The sequence below is a fragment of the Amycolatopsis suaedae genome (genome assembly GCF_004214935.1).
Classification (GTDB): domain Bacteria; phylum Actinomycetota; class Actinomycetes; order Mycobacteriales; family Pseudonocardiaceae; genus Amycolatopsis; species Amycolatopsis suaedae.
Window position 1 is genome coordinate 314,962 of the sequence record NZ_SFCC01000003.1, and the last position, 15,045, is coordinate 330,006.

A 15,045-nucleotide genomic window follows, 5' to 3' on the forward strand; every position below is an offset into this window, starting at 1 on the left:
AACATGCTCAGCTACGCGTCGGCGGCCGCCGCGCTGCGCACCCGCACCGGCGAGGCGGTGTTCGCCGGCGGGATCGCCGCGCTCGTCCTCACCGCCGCCGTGCTGGTGTCGCTGGCCGACCCGGCCGCGCGCCCGGCCTGGCAGGGCGGCGGCGGGCTGCTGGTCGCCGCGACCGCCGCGTTGCTGTGGCGGCGGGAGCACCCGGTGCCGGTGCTGGTGGTCACCGCGGTGTTCGGCGGTGCCTACTTCGCGCTCGGCTTCGCCGGCGGTCCCGAGCCGATCCCGTTCGTGGTGGCCCTCTACGCCGCCGCGGCCGAGGGACACCGGATTGCCGCGCTGGCGGCGATTCCGGGCGTCGTGGGTGTCGTCGCGGGCGTCAACACGGTCCGCGCCGAGCCACTGCCGGGCGCCGGTGAGCTGGCGGCGATCGTGGCGACGCTGGCCACGGTCGTCGCGCTGGGCGAGCTGGGCCGCGCCCGCCGCGCCTACCTGCGGGAGGCACAGGACCGTGCCGCCCTGGCCGAACGCCTGCGCATCGCCAGGGACCTGCACGACCAGCTCGGTCACCGGCTGGCCGTGATCAGCGTGCAGGCCGGTGCGGCACTGCTGCGTGGCCGGGACCGCCCGGAGGTCGCCGAGGCCGCGCTGACCACCATCCGCGAGGCCAGTACCGAGGCGGCGGGCGAGCTGCGGGCCACCCTCGGCGCGCTGCGCTTCGGAAGTACACCGGGTCTGGACCGGCTCGCCGACCTGCTGCGCGACGTTCGCGAGACCGGCCTGGAGGTACGCCACCACGTCGAGGGCACACCGTGGCCGCTCCCCGCGGCCACAGAGGAGGCCGCCTACCGCATCGTGCAGGAGGCGCTCACCAACGTGCTCCGGCACGCCCGGGCGTCCACTGTGGACGTGACGACCCGCTACCGCGGGCGGTGGCTCGAACTGGAGATCCGCGACGACGGCACGGCGGCACCCGGCCCGGAGGGCGGCGGTCTGCGCGGGATGCGGGAGCGGGCGAGCGGAAGGCTGACCGCCGGGCCCGCACCCGGTGGCGGGTTCGCCGTGCGGGCCAGGCTCCGCGCATGATCACCGTCCTGATCGCCGACGACCAACCGCTCGTGCGGGCCGGGCTGCGCACGATGCTCGACGAGCCGGACATCGCCGTGGCCGCCGAGGCCGCGACCGGCATCGAGGCGGTGCTGCTGGCCCGCGAGCACCGGCCGGACGTCGTGCTCGCCGACATCCGCATGCCCGGGATCGACGGCATCGAGGCCACCCGGCGCATCGTGGCCGACCCGGAACTGGCCGGCACCCGGGTGCTCGTGCTGACCACGTTCGACCTCGACGAGTACGTCTACCGCGCGTTGCGGGCGGGGGCGAGCGGGTTCGTGCTCAAGGACACCGACCCGTCGCAGCTCATCGCGGGGGTACGGGCCGTCGCGGCGGGTGACGCCATGCTCGCACCCGCCGTCACCCGGCGGCTGATCGGCGAGTTCGCCGCCTCGGCGCCGCCTGCCGCGCCCCCGTTGCCGCTGGACCGGCTCACCGCGCGCGAGCGGGAGGTGCTGCACCTGGTCGTCGCCGGTCTGTCCACAGAGGACATCGCGGGCCGCCTGGTGATCAGCCTGGCCACGGCGAAGACCCACGTCAGCAGGATCCTCGCCAAGCTGGACGTCCGCGACCGCGCGCAGCTCGTCGTGCTGGCCTACGAGAGCGGGCTGGTCCGTCCAGGTGAACGGCATGCGACTTAGTCGTACGCCGGTTGTCACCCGAGGCTGACGACGCGCGGGCGCTCGCGGCGAAGACTCGGTCGCATGATCACAGACGACATTCCAACCGTGGAGCGGCACCTGAGAACGGTCCTGCTCGTGGTCGGCCCGGTGGTGTTCGCCGCGTCGACGTTCTTCTGGCTTCCCGGCGGCACCTACGGCGCGACCGCGGGGGCCCTGATGGTGGCGGGCCTGGTGTTGTGGGCCTACGGCCTGCTGGCGCTGGTCGACGGCCTGCGGACGCGGCTTCCCCGGTACGCCGCACTTGTCCGGCTGCTGGTGGTCGGCGGCCTGGCCGGCGGGGTCACCTTCGGCGTGCAGGGCGTGTACGACGAGGTGTTCGCGCTGACCCGGGAGACGTCGGTGGGCGTGCTGGAGCCGTTCGGCTGGCAGGCCGACGTCGTCTTCTACTGGACCGGACCGCTGTTCCCGCTGGCGTTGCTCGCGCTCGGCGTGGGGCTCGGCCATGCCCGGCTGGTGCCGTGGTGGCCGGCCGTGGCGCTGGGGGTGTGCGGGGTGGCGTTCCCGCTGTCCCGGATCCCGAGGGAGACCTGGGTGGCCCACGCAGTGGACGGCCTGCTGGTCGTCGTCTTCGCCTACCTCGCGTTCCGAAGCGCCCGTGCGAAAACCTCATATGTCATATGATTAACCGATGGGTGACGCCGATGTGCTGATCAGCGCCGGCCACCTGCGTCAGGTCGGCACCGAGATCCTGGAGGCGGTCGGGACCGGGCACGAGGACGCCGTGGCCGTCGCCGGATCGCTGGTCCGGGCCGACCTGCGCGGTCACGAAGCCCACGGCGTACGCCGGCTGCCCGGCTACGTGCGGGCGGTCCGCGAGGGCGGGGTCGACCCGACGGCCGCGCCGGAGTCCGAGCGGCCCAGCCCGGGAACCGTGGTGGTGTACGGAAACCGGGCGTTCGGGCAGCTCGCGGCCGCGCACGCGGTACGCGAGCTGTGCGTGGTCGCCGCCCAGCAGGGCAGCGGGGTCGCGGTGATCCGTGATCCCGCGCACGTCGGCAGGCTCGGCGAGTACGTCGCCGCGCTTGCCGACCTGGGGCTGGTCGCCATGGCGTTCGGCTCCGCCGCGTCGCTGGCGTGGGCCGTGCCGAGGGGCACCGGGCAGCCGCCGGTGGTGCTGGACCGCACCGATCACGCCGACCCGGGACTGGGGCTGCTGACCGGGCTCGCCGGTGGTCTGGCCGGCACCGGCATGGTGCTGCAGGCGGTCGACATCGCGGCGCTGGACCTGCCGGAGCGCTTCCGCGAGCAGGTCGAGCGGCTCTGCCGGGAGCGTGGGACGGTCCCCGGCGACCGCGAGGAACGCGCCGCCAGGGAACGGGAGCGGGCGGGAATCCCGTTGCCACGCCGGACGTGGGAGGAGCTGACCGCGTTGCGCGGTTAGTGTCCTCGGGTGGACCTCGACAAGACCGTGGCCGTGGTGACCGGCGGCGCGACCGGCATCGGCAGGGCGACCGCACTCGCGCTGGCCCGCGCCGGTGCCTCGGCGGTGGTGGTCAACTTCTCCCGCTCGGCCGGCGACGCGCGGCGCACCGTCGCCGAGCTGGACGCGCTGGGCTGCACCGGCGTGGCCCACCGGGCCGACGTCGCCGACGACACGCAGGTGCGGGCCATGGCCGCGACCGTGCTGGAGCGGTTCGGCAGGGTGGACGTCCTGGTCAACAACGCGGGCATCACCCGCCCCGCGCCGCACGACGACCTGGAGGCGCTGACCGACGAGGTGTGGCACGAGGTCCTCGGCGTCAACCTGCTCGGGCCGTTCCGCTGTGTCCGCGCGTTCGCTCCCGCCCTGCGGCGGGCCCGCGGCGCGGTGGTCAACGTCGCGTCGATAGCCGCCTACCGGGCCGGCGGGTCGTCGATGGCCTACGGCGTGAGCAAGGCGGCGCTGCTGCAGCTGACCCGCGGCCTCGCCGTCGGGCTGGGACCGGACGTGCGGGTCAACGCCGTCGCGCCGGGCACCGTCGCCACCCGCTGGCAGACCGGCCGCTACGGCGAGGAGGAGTTCGCCCGGCGTGCCGAGGCCGAGGCGGGAACCGTTCCGCTGGGCCGGATCGCCGGTCCGGAGGACGTCGCGCAGGCCGTACTGGGCCTGCTGGCGATGGACCTGGTCAGCGGGGAGACCGTGATCGTCGACGGCGGCAAGCACGTGAGGTACTAACAGAAATACCCGATACAGCGACTGTCGTAGCTTGTGCGGACGCCGCGCAGGCGGTGGACTCTGCGGATGAGGATTCACCGGATCGCCACCGTCGCCGCCGGGTTGAGCGTCCTCGCCGCGCTCACCGCCGTCCCCGCCACCGCCGAGGAGCCGGGGGAGCAGCCGAACCCGCCCAGCTGGGGGCTGGACCGCATCGACCAGCGCACGGGCACCGACCAGCTCTACCGCTACCAGACCAGGGCGGAGAAGGTCACCGCCTACATCATCGACACCGGCGTCGACGCCGACCTGCCCGACCTCGCCGGCCGGGTCGTCGGCGGCAAGGACTTCGTCGACGGCGACGAGAACCCGGACGACGGCAACGGTCACGGCACGCACCTGGCCGCGATCGTCGGCGGTGAGGACTTCGGGGTGGCCAAGGACGTCCGGATCATGCCGGTGCGCATCCTCGACGACGCCGGCGCGGGCCAGATCGCCAAGATGATCGAGGGCATCGACTGGGTCGTCGCCAACGCCCAGCAGCCCGCCGTCGCCATCCTTGGCCTCGGCGGCCCCGCCAACCAGGCCATCGACGACGCCGTGCGCAGGCTCGCGGCCGTCATGCCGGTGGCCGTCCCGGCCGGTGGCTCGGGCAGCGACGCCGGGCAGTTCTCCCCGGCCAGGGTGCCCGAGGCGGTCACGGTCGCGGCCAGCGACAGCGCGGACGGCGCGGCCGAGAACTCCAACTTCGGCCCCTCGGTCGACCTCTACGCACCCGGCGTGCGCATCTCGTCACCGGGCAGCGACGGTGGCACCCGGGTACTGTCCGGTACGTCGACCGCGGCCGCCCACGTCGCCGGGGCGCTCGCGCTGTACCGCGCGCTGCACCCGGACGCCACCGCCCCGCAGGCCGCGCAGGCCGTCGTGGACAACGCGACGAAGGACGTGCTGCGCGCGGTGCCCGGCGGGACGCCGAACCGGCTGCTCCACACCCTGGTGGAAAACCGGGAGATGTCCATCACTCGGGACTGAACTCCCGCAGAACGGGACGTGCACGGTAACGTTCCCCGGAACCCGATCCGCAGTAAAGAGAGGACCGGCATGTTCCGCAAGGTGCTCGTCGCCAATCGCGGTGAGATCGCGATCCGGGCGTTTCGTGCAGGCTACGAACTGGGCGCGGGAACGGTCGCGGTGTTCCCGCACGAAGACCGCAACTCCCTGCACCGGCTCAAGGCCGACGAAGCACACGAGATCGGCGAGCCCGGCCATCCGGTCCGTGCCTACCTGTCGGTGGACGAGATCGTCCGCGCCGCCCGCAAGGCCGGCGCCGACGCCGTCTACCCCGGCTACGGCTTCCTGTCGGAGAACCCCGACCTGGCCAGGGCCTGCGCCGAAGCCGGGATCACGTTCGTCGGCCCGAGCGCCGAGATCCTGGAGCTGACCGGCAACAAGGCCCGCGCGGTCGCCGCCGCCAGGGAGGCCGGCGTACCCGTGCTCGGTTCCTCCGAGCCGTCCTCGGACGTCGACACGCTCGTCGCCGCGGCGGAGGAGCTGGGCTTCCCGGTGTTCGTCAAGGCCGTCGCCGGTGGCGGCGGGCGCGGCATGCGGCGGGTGGACGACCCGGCGACGCTGCGGGAGTCGATCGAGGCCGCGGCCAGGGAGGCCGAGTCCGCGTTCGGCGACCCCACGGTCTTCCTGGAGAAGGCCGTGGTGAACCCCCGGCACATCGAGGTGCAGATCCTCGCCGACGGCGAGGGCAACGTGATTCACCTGTTCGAGCGGGATTGTTCCGTCCAGCGGCGGCACCAGAAGGTCGTCGAGCTGGCCCCCGCGCCAAACCTCGACCCCGAGCTGCGGGACCGGATCTGCGCCGACGCGGTCGCGTTCGCCCGCACCATCGGCTACCGCAATGCCGGCACCGTCGAGTTCCTGCTCGACCGCGACGGCAACCACGTGTTCATCGAGATGAACCCACGCATCCAGGTCGAGCACACGGTGACCGAGGAGGTCACCGACGTCGACCTGGTGCAGTCGCAGCTGCGCATCGCCGCCGGTGAGACGCTGGCCGACCTCGGGCTGTCGCAGGAGAAGGTGTACCTGCGTGGCGCCGCGCTGCAGTGCCGCATCACCACCGAGGACCCGGCCAACGGCTTCCGCCCGGACACCGGGATGATCAGCGCCTACCGCTCGCCGGGCGGTTCGGGCATCCGGCTGGACGGCGGTACCGCGTTCTCCGGCACGGAGATCAGCGCCCACTTCGACTCGCTGCTGGTCAAGCTGACCTGCCGGGGCCGTGACTTCAAGACCGCGGTCGGCCGCGCCCGCCGCGCGGTCGCCGAGTTCCGCATCCGCGGTGTGGCCACGAACATCCCGTTCCTGCAGGCCGTTCTCGACGACGACGACTTCCGCGCGGGCAACGTCACCACATCGTTCATCGACGAGCGCCCGCACCTGCTGACCGCCCGCCACTCGGCCGACCGCGGCACCCGGCTGCTGACCTACCTCGCCGACGTCACGGTCAACAAGCCCAACGGCGAGCGGCCGCGGCTGATCGACCCGCTGACCAAGCTGCCCGCGCTGCCCGATTCCGAGCCCCCTGCCGGGTCGAAGCAGCAGCTGGACCAGCTCGGCCCGGCCGGGTTCGCCAGGTGGTTGCGTGAGTCGCCGAACGTCGGCGTCACCGACACCACGTTCCGTGACGCCCACCAGTCGCTGCTGGCGACCCGGGTGCGCACCAAGGACCTGCTGGCCGTCGCACCGGTGGTGGCCCGCACGGTGCCGCAGCTGCTGTCGCTGGAGTGCTGGGGCGGCGCGACCTACGACGTGGCGCTGCGCTTCCTCGCCGAGGACCCGTGGGAGCGGCTGGCCGCGCTGCGTGAGGCCGTGCCGAACATCTGCCTGCAGATGCTGCTGCGGGGCCGCAACACCGTTGGCTACACGCCGTACCCGACGGAGGTGACCGAGGCGTTCGTCGAGGAGGCCACGGCCACCGGCATCGACATCTTCCGCATCTTCGACGCGCTCAACGACGTCGAGCAGATGCGGCCGGCCATCGAGGCCGTCAACGCCACCGGGAAGGCCGTGGCCGAGGTGGCGCTGTGTTACACCTCGGACCTGTCCGATCCCGGCGAGAACATCTACACGCTGGACTACTACCTCAAGCTGGCCGAGCAGATCGTCGGCGCGGGTGCGCACGTGCTGGCCGTCAAGGACATGGCGGGCCTGCTGCGTGCCCCCGCCGCGGCCAAGCTGGTGACCGCGCTGCGCAAGGAGTTCGACCTGCCGGTGCACATCCACACGCACGACACCGTCGGCGGGCAGCTGGCCACCTACCTGGCCGCGATCCAGGCCGGTGCCGACGCCGTGGACGGTGCGGTGGCGTCGATGTCGGGCACCACGTCGCAGCCGTCGCTGTCGGCGATCGTGGCCGCCACCGACCACTCCGACCGGCAGACCGGGCTCGACCTGCAGGCCATCGGCGACCTGGAGCCGTACTGGGAGATCGTGCGGCGCATCTACGCGCCGTTCGAGGCCGGGCTGGCCTCGCCGACCGGTCGCGTGTACCACCACGAGATCCCCGGCGGGCAGCTGTCCAACCTGCGTACCCAGGCGGTCGCGCTCGGGTTGGGTGACCGGTTCGAGGAGATCGAGACCATGTACGCCGCGGCCGACCGGATGCTCGGCCACCTGGTCAAGGTGACGCCGTCGTCCAAGGTCGTCGGTGACCTGGCGCTGCACCTGGTGGGTGCCGGTGTCGACCCGGCCGAGTTCGAGGCCGAGCCGAACCGGTTCGACATCCCGGACTCGGTCATCGGGTTCCTGCGGGGCGAGCTGGGCGATCCGCCCGGCGGCTGGCCGGAACCGTTCCGTACCAAGGCACTGGAGGGCCGGTCGGCGGCCAAGCCGGTCGCCGAGCTGACCGATGCGGACCGGCAGGGACTCGCCGAGGACCGGCGCGGCACGCTGAACCGGCTGCTGTTCCCCGGGCCCACCAAGGAGTTCCTGAACCACCGGGAGTCCTACGGCGACACCAGCGTGCTCAACAGCAAGGACTTCTTCTACGGCCTGCGGCCGGGCGAGGAATACCAGGTCGACCTGGAGCCGGGGGTGCGGCTGCTGATCGAGCTGGAGGCCATCGGTGAGGCCGACGAGCGTGGCATGCGCACGGTGATGGCGTCGCTGAACGGGCAGCTGCGGCCCATCCAGGTGCGTGACAACGCCATCGCCACCGACATCCCCGCGACCGAGAAGGCCGAGAAGGGCAACAGCAAGCACGTCGCGGCCCCGTTCGCCGGTGTCGTGACGCTGAACGTGTCCGAGGGTGACCGGGTCGAGGCCGGTGCCACGGTGGCCACGATCGAGGCGATGAAGATGGAGGCCGCCATCACCGCGGCGTCGAGCGGGACCGTCGGCAGGCTGGCGATCAACTCGGTGCAGCAGGTGGAGGGCGGCGACCTGCTTCTCGTGCTGGAGTGAGAGCCTGTTGGCGGACCTCCGATCGAGGGGATTCGTGATCCAGATGGTTCCTGGCAAGGCGGAGCGAGGTCCTCATATCGGGCATATTCGGGCCTTGCGACAACGCAGCCAGGGGCCATCTGGGCGCGAATCACGCGATCATGAGGTTCGCCAGCAGGCTCTGGGCAGCCCGCTGGGGTCCTGGCTGCTCGGCTCGGCCGACCAGCCGGCCTCGGTGCTGCGCGTCCGCCTGCACCTGCTGCTGATCTCGCTGAACCTGCTGTCCAACCTGGTCGGCATCGCGGTCGCGGTGACGCTGGTGATTCTGGTCATCCCGGGCCCCAGCGTGTTCGCACCCGAACTGGTGCTCTGGCACACCGTCGCGCTGCCCGCCTACGTCGCCGTCTCGCTCGTGCTGGGCCCGGTGTGGGGCAGGCGGCGGACGGTGCGCACGCTGGCGTGGGTGTTCGACGGCAGCGTGCCAACGCAGCGCCAGCGCAAGGCGACGCTGCGGATGCCGATGCGGCTGGTCCGCGTGCAGGCGGTGCTGTGGTTCGGCGCGCTGGTGCTGTTCACCACCGTGCACGCGCTGCTGCTGCCCGGCTCGGCGTTCAAGGTCGGCTTCACCGTGGCGATTTCGGCCATGGTGGTGTGCGCGAACTCGTACCTGTTCAGTGAGTTCGCGTTGCGGCCGGTGGCGGCGCGGGCGCTGTCCAGCGGGCCGCCGCCCAAGCGCAAGCTGGTGGCCGGGATGACCGTGCGCCAGCTGCTGGGCTGGGGACTGGGGTCGGGGCTGCCGGTCGTCGGGCTGATGCTGGTGGCGGTGTTCGCGCTGGTGCGCGACGACGTGTCCAGTACCCAGCTGTCGGTGACGATCCTGGTGCTGGGATCGGTGATCCTGGTCTTCGGGCAGCTGCTGATGTGGCTGACCGCGCGGGCCACGTCGGCGCCGGTGCGGACGGTGCGGCAGGCGCTGGCGCGGGTGGAGCGGGGCAGGCTGGACACCGAGGTCGCCGTGTTCGACGGCACCGAGCTGGGACTGCTGCAGGCCGGGTTCAACCGGATGGTCGGCGGGCTGCGGGAACGGGACCGGATCCGTGACCTGTTCGGCAGGCATGTCGGCGAGGAGGTCGCCGCCGAGGCACTGGCGCGGCGGCCCGAGCTGGGCGGCGAGGTGTGCGAGGTGGCCGTGTTGTTCGTCGACCTCGTCGGGTCGACGACGCTGGCGGCGACCCGGCCGCCCGCCGAGGTCGTCGGCCTGCTGAACCGGTTCTTCGCCGTGGTGGTCGACGAGGTGGACAGGCACGGCGGAATGGTGAACAAGTTCGCGGGCGACGCCGTGCTGGCCGTGTTCGGCGCACCGGTGCGGCGGGCGGACGCGCCGGGGCAGGCACTGGCGACGGCCCGCGCGGTGGCGCGGCGGCTGCGTGCCGAGGTACCGGATTGCGAGGCGGGAATCGGGGTGGCGGCCGGGCAGGCGGTCGCGGGCAACGTCGGTCACGAGAGCCGCTTCGAATACACCGTGATCGGTGACCCTGTCAACGAGGCCGCCCGGTTGACAGAGCTGGCCAAATCTGTTCCCGGCGGGGTGGTGGCGTCGATGGTGGCGGTCGAGGCGGCCTCGAACGGCGAGGCGGGCCGGTGGCGTGAGCACGACGAGACGACGCTGCGTGGCCGGACCGAAATCACCAGGGTGGCCGTGCCGGAATCGTGACAGGCTCGGGGTATGCGAATCCACGTCGTACCCCAGACCCAGGGGGCGCTGACCCCGCACGCCGGCAAGCTCGCCGACGGTGCCCGCGCGCTGGGCGCGCTGACCGCGGCTGTGTTCGGTGTCCCGGCCCAGGAGATGCCCGTCCAGTCCGGCGGTTCGTCCACAGTGGACGGTATTGCCAACCGGGAGGTGCTCGTCGCCAACCGGACGGCGCAGCTGGCGGCACTGGAGGCCCCCGAGGGGCCGGTGCTGACCGTCGGCGGCGACTGCGGCGTCGACGTCGTGCCGGTCGCCGTCGCCCGCTTCCGGCACGGCGCGGACCTGCGGGTCGCCTGGTTCGACGCGCACGCCGACCTCAACACGCCGGAGTCGTCGCCGTCGGGTGCGTTCCACGGGATGGCGTTGCGGGCGCTGGTGGGCGAGGGTGACCCGGAGTTCGCGGCCGCGCCCGCGATCAGCGGGCCGGTGCTGCTCGGTGCCCGCGCGTTCGACCCCGCCGAGCGCGAGGCCGTCGACCGTGGCCTGGCGACGGTGGCGCCGGTGTCCTCGGCGGCGGAGGTGCTGGCGCCGGGGCCGTGTTACGTCCACCTCGACCTCGACGTCCTCGACCCGGCGGAGTTCGCGGGCATGGACTACCCGGAGCCGGGCGGCTGCACGGTGGCCGAGCTGGCGGAGGCGCTGCGTTCCCTGCGTGGCCGGGAGGTCGTCGGCGGGGCGATCACCGAGTGCGTCACGGCCGACGAGGCCGAACTGCGCCGCCTGCTCCCCGTCCTGGAGGCCTTCGCCGACCTCTTCCCGGAATCCTGACACGTGCCCGTTCGCGCGAGTCGTACGTTCTAGGGCGCGAGTCGTAGGTTCTGACGCGCGAGTTGTACGTTCCCGCCCGTGCGTGAAGGTGGAGTTCGCGTGTGGGAGCGTGGGACTCGCGTGCGCGAAGGTGGGACTCGCGGGGCCGCGGGGTGGGAGGCGTGTCTCACGGTATGAACTCCACGCTCGTGCACGCGAGTTCTGCGTTCCGGTACGCGAGTCCCACGTTCGCGCACGATCATCCCGGCCACGGACTTTGCCGGGGCCCTTACGTGAGACGTGGTGAAGGTGGCCTTCACGAGCATTCCAAGCCACCGGGCGGGTGACCCGGTTCACCGGATCAGCGGGGTTGCGGGCCCGCGGGCGCGCCTCTAGGTTCTGTGCTGTGATGAAAACCGTTTTCATCACGCGAAGGAGGGACTGATGGAAGAGATCGCGTTCCAGGACGTGGAGGCACCGCAGGCGCTCGCGGCGCCGCAGGCCCCCGGTACCAACGCCCTGGTGCACAACCCGTTCGCCTTCGAGGAGGTGGAGGCCCCCGAGGCGATGGCAGCGCCGCAGGCGCCGGGTACCAACGCGCTGGTGCACAACCCCTTCGCATGGGACGCCCGGTAGCTGACTGACCCGCACCCTCGTCGACGAAGGACCATCCGTGATCAGTCCAGGACACCACCTCTACCGCACCGCCGACGGCTCGTGGCGGTACTCCGCCCCCGGCGGCAGGTTCGTCCGGGTCAGCGGCCCGGAACACCTGCTGCACCGGGTCCGCGACGGCGGCGAGGTGGAACCGGACGAGGCCGAGGCATTCGGCCAGCTGGTCGCCGCGCTGCGCGCGCGTGGCGTACTCGAAGACCCGGCGCCGACCGCCCTGGCGCCGGGGGGCCGGGTACACGTGGTGGGAGACAACCCGGTGGCCGAGGCGGTGGCGCTCGCGGTGGCGCCACACGCCGAGGTCAGCACCGGGCCCGTCGACGAGGGTGCGGTCGCCGCGACCGATGTCCTGGTCAGCGTCGCGGACTGGCTGCCCGACGCGCACTGGCAGCAGGTCGACCGGTGGTGCCGCGACCACGGCGTCGCCTGGCACCGCTGTCACGCCGAGGACACTGGCTTCGCCATCGGCCCGTTCTACCTGCCCGGACGTACCGCGAGCTACGCCGACACCCGCGGCAGGCGCCTGGCGGCCAGCCCGGTCGCCGACGAACTGCTCGCGCAGTGGGCCTACCTGGACAGCGGCCCCACCCCGCCGGTCCGCTGGCCGCGCGGCGGGCTTCCCGTGGCACTGCTGATCGAGGACGTCCTGGCTCACCTGGCAGGCGAACCCGTTCCCAGCCACGGCCACCAGCTGGTGGCCGACCCGGCGACGGCCCGCGTCACCCGGCACCCCGTGCTGCCGCTGCCCGACCTCGCCGCGGGCCCCGCCCGGTGACCGACCAGCCCCGCGTCCAGGCCAACCTGCGTCTTCGCGCCGCCGATGGCACCCCGCTGGCCACCGACGTCTACCTCCCGGCCACCGACACGCCGGTGCCCGCGGTCGTGACCCGCACCTGCTACGGCCGCGGCGCGCACCTGGCCGAGGGACTCGGCTGGGCCCGGCACGGGTTCGCCTACGTCGTCCAGGACGTCCGCGGCCGCTACGACTCCGGGGGCACCTGGTGCCCGTACCGCGGCGAACGCTCCGACGGCGCCGCGACGGCCGGGTGGATCACCGGTCAGCCGTGGTCGGACGGGCGGCTCGTCCCGCTCGGCGGATCGTACGCCGCCTACACCGCCTACGCGCTCACACTGTCCACACCGGACAGTGTCGCGGCACTGGTGAGCCAGGTGCCCGCGATGGGCCCGCACCGGGTCAAGTTCGACCCCGGCGGCGTGCTGCGGCTGGCCGAGCACGCCAACTGGTGGCTGGAACACGCCGAGGCCAGCACCAGCAGGCCGGGCCTGCTGGCCCGCCATCCCGACGTGCTCGACCGGCTTCCGGTGAGTGGCCTTGCCGAGCACTTCTGGCCCCGGCTGCCGGGCTGGTGGCCGGCCGTGCGGCCGTGGACGGTCCCCGGCGAGCCGCCCCCGCCCGAGGCCGTCACCGACGCCGAGCTGGCCGCCGTCGCCGTGCCGACGCTGCACGTCGGCGGCTGGCACGACCTGCTGGTCACCGAGACGCTGCACCACTGGCGCACGATCCCGGGCGCCACCCTGCGGATCGGCCCGTGGGGGCACGACCTCGCCCCGCTCGGTGGCGTGCTGGTCGACTGGATCCGGGCCGCGCTCACCGGCCAGGTCCGGCCGGACGTCGTCGGACTGCTCGGCGAGGACGGCTGGCGCACCGACCCGGTATGGCCCGAACCGGTCGAGTGGCTGTCCGGCGGCGTGCGCCGGTTCACCCACGATCCGCTGCGGCCGTTCCCGTCCACCGTGGCCGGTGCCGATCGCAGGGCACTCGACGCCCGCGACGACGCCGCCCGCTACCGCGGACCGGCTCTGGCCCGGCCGCTGGTGCTGCTGGGCAGCCCCCGGGTCCGGCTGGACGCACACACCAGCGCCGCCGGTACCGACTGGATCGCCAAGCTCGTTCACCGGCGTGCCGACGGCGGTGCCGTCGAGCTGGCGTCGGGCATGGTCGTCGCCGGCCCCGGCCGGGGCGAGCACACCGTGGAACTGAGCCCGGCCGGTGTCCGCCTGCCTGCCGGTTCCGCGCTGGAACTGCACGTCACCAGCGCCGACTTCCCGAATCTGGCCCGCAACCTCGGTACCGGCGAGGACCGTTACACCGGCACCGCCGTCGCGGTCGCCGAGCAGACCGTGCACTCCGTCGCCGTCGAGCTGCCCATCCTGGAGGACGCGTGAGAGAGGACCTGCTCGTCGATCCCCGCTTCGGGCTCGTCACCGAGCTGGTGACGCGGCCGCGGCAGCCAGGCCTGCCGCCCGCGTGGGTCGGCTGCAGCGCGAAGGTCGCCGACACCACCCGCGCCGGACTGTCCGAAGTGGACCGCTACGGGTTCGGTGCCGCGCTGGGTGATCCGGCCGTCGCCCGCGCCGCGGCACTCGGTGAGGCGATCGAGCGTTACTGCGGCAACCTAGTGCCCGACCGGCTGCCGCTGCGGTCCTACCGCGAGCTGCGTGCGGCCGGGGTCGCCGCGGTCGACCCGGCCGAGCTGGCGCTGTACTCGCCGCGGCAGTACGCCACCCCGGGGTTCCCGTTCGTGCCGTTCACGCCGGACCTGGAGGTGGCCTGGACGCGCGGCACCGACCTGCGCACCGGCGAGGAGGTCTGGGTTCCCGCGTCACTGGTGTACCTCAACTACTTCCGCGGCGCCCACGTCGCCGAACCACCGACCCACGCGCTGAGCTACTCCGGCATCGCCACCGGTCCGACGCCGGAGGCGGCCAGGCAGTCCGCCCTGCAGGAACTGCTGGAACGCGACGCCAGCACCCTGTGGTGGGCAGGCGGTGGCCCGGCCGACGCCGTCCTCGACGCCGACGCCGTGACCGGCCAGTTCGCCGACCCCGCCGCGCCCGAGCGGACCATTCGCCTGTTCCGGATTCCGTCCGAGTTCGGTGCGCCCGTGCTGGCCGCGTTCGTCACCGACCACCCCGGTCGTGACCTGATCGCGTTCGGCACCGCCTGCCGGACGACGGCGCGGGCGGCAGCCGTCAAGGCGACGGTCGAGGCGTTCGCCGTGCTGGAGCTGACCGTCGAGCTGACCGAGCCGGACAGCGAGCTGTGGCGGGCCGTGGACGGCGGCAGCCTGGGCGGGCACGTGTTCAAGCCGTGGCGGGCCGACCGTGCCTACCGGCAGGACTTCGCCGACGACCTGCGGGACCTGGTCGACCTGCCCGCCGTCGCGCAGTTGTACCTGGACCCGGCCATGCGCGGGGAACCGCTGGACCGGCTGCGGGCCACTGAGCCCGCCGTCCCGTTCGCCGCGATCCCCGACGCGCCACCGCTGGTGGAGGCGCTGACGCGGGCCGGGCTGCGGGCGGTCGCCGTCGACCTGACGACGCCGGACGTGCGGGCCGCCGGGCTGCACGTCACCAGGGTCGTCGTGCCCGGTCTGTACGGCAACGCGCCCGCGGCCTTCCCCTACCTCGGCGGCAGCAGGCTGCCGGTCGCCGAGGACGACGTCTTCCCATACCCCATCCCGCTGGCCTAG

Annotated in this window: 13 protein-coding genes; all 13 read left to right on the forward strand. The window is 73.1% G+C overall.

Translation table 11 applies throughout. The annotated features are described in order from the left end of the window. Positions 1 to 3: 3 nt before the first annotated feature. The 13 genes from EWH70_RS07405 to EWH70_RS07465 all read left to right on the forward strand — a co-directional run bounded on the left by EWH70_RS07405 (position 4) and on the right by EWH70_RS07465 (position 15,045). Complete coding sequence (locus EWH70_RS07405) at positions 4 to 1,083, forward strand: sensor histidine kinase (RefSeq protein ID WP_130474509.1); 1,080 nt, start codon at positions 4 to 6, stop codon at positions 1,081 to 1,083. Further along, positions 1,080 to 1,748, forward strand: coding sequence for a response regulator transcription factor (locus EWH70_RS07410; RefSeq protein WP_130474510.1), 669 nt, complete (start codon positions 1,080 to 1,082; stop codon positions 1,746 to 1,748). The genes EWH70_RS07405 and EWH70_RS07410 overlap by 4 nt, the downstream gene beginning before the upstream one ends. Positions 1,749 to 1,811: 63 nt before the next feature. Further along, on the forward strand, positions 1,812 to 2,411 hold the full coding sequence (locus EWH70_RS07415) for a hypothetical protein (protein WP_130474511.1): 600 nt from the start codon (positions 1,812 to 1,814) through the stop codon (positions 2,409 to 2,411). Between the two features lie 7 nt (positions 2,412 to 2,418). Beyond that, entirely contained in the window at positions 2,419 to 3,171 is a 753-nt protein-coding gene (locus tag EWH70_RS07420; protein ID WP_130474512.1) for an Ldh family oxidoreductase, read from the forward strand. A 9-nt stretch (positions 3,172 to 3,180) separates the two neighbouring features. Further along, complete coding sequence (locus EWH70_RS07425; protein ID WP_130474513.1) at positions 3,181 to 3,945, forward strand: SDR family NAD(P)-dependent oxidoreductase; 765 nt, start codon at positions 3,181 to 3,183, stop codon at positions 3,943 to 3,945. Between the two features lie 66 nt (positions 3,946 to 4,011). Then, complete coding sequence (locus EWH70_RS07430) at positions 4,012 to 4,956, forward strand: S8 family peptidase (RefSeq protein WP_130474514.1); 945 nt, start codon at positions 4,012 to 4,014, stop codon at positions 4,954 to 4,956. Between the two features lie 69 nt (positions 4,957 to 5,025). Continuing rightward, a complete protein-coding gene (locus EWH70_RS07435) occupies positions 5,026 to 8,400 on the forward strand; it encodes a pyruvate carboxylase (protein WP_130474515.1) in 3,375 nt (1,124 codons plus the stop codon). Positions 8,401 to 8,494: 94 nt separating this feature from the next. Continuing rightward, on the forward strand, positions 8,495 to 10,093 hold the full coding sequence (locus tag EWH70_RS07440; protein WP_240686852.1) for an adenylate/guanylate cyclase domain-containing protein: 1,599 nt from the start codon (positions 8,495 to 8,497) through the stop codon (positions 10,091 to 10,093). Positions 10,094 to 10,105: 12 nt separating this feature from the next. Continuing rightward, positions 10,106 to 10,900, forward strand: a complete 795-nt coding sequence (locus EWH70_RS07445) for an arginase family protein (RefSeq protein WP_130474516.1) — start codon at positions 10,106 to 10,108, stop codon at positions 10,898 to 10,900. A gap of 423 nt (positions 10,901 to 11,323) precedes the next feature. Further along, on the forward strand, positions 11,324 to 11,515 hold the full coding sequence (locus tag EWH70_RS07450; RefSeq protein ID WP_130474517.1) for a streptamidine-related RiPP repeat protein: 192 nt from the start codon (positions 11,324 to 11,326) through the stop codon (positions 11,513 to 11,515). Positions 11,516 to 11,552: 37 nt separating this feature from the next. Continuing rightward, positions 11,553 to 12,326, forward strand: a complete 774-nt coding sequence (locus tag EWH70_RS07455; RefSeq protein WP_130474518.1) for a hypothetical protein — start codon at positions 11,553 to 11,555, stop codon at positions 12,324 to 12,326. Further along, complete coding sequence (locus tag EWH70_RS07460) at positions 12,323 to 13,738, forward strand: CocE/NonD family hydrolase (protein ID WP_130474519.1); 1,416 nt, start codon at positions 12,323 to 12,325, stop codon at positions 13,736 to 13,738. The genes EWH70_RS07455 and EWH70_RS07460 overlap by 4 nt, the downstream gene beginning before the upstream one ends. Next, positions 13,735 to 15,045: a YcaO-like family protein gene (locus EWH70_RS07465; protein WP_130474520.1), complete on the forward strand. Its 1,311-nt coding sequence runs from the start codon at positions 13,735 to 13,737 to the stop codon at positions 15,043 to 15,045. The genes EWH70_RS07460 and EWH70_RS07465 overlap by 4 nt, the downstream gene beginning before the upstream one ends.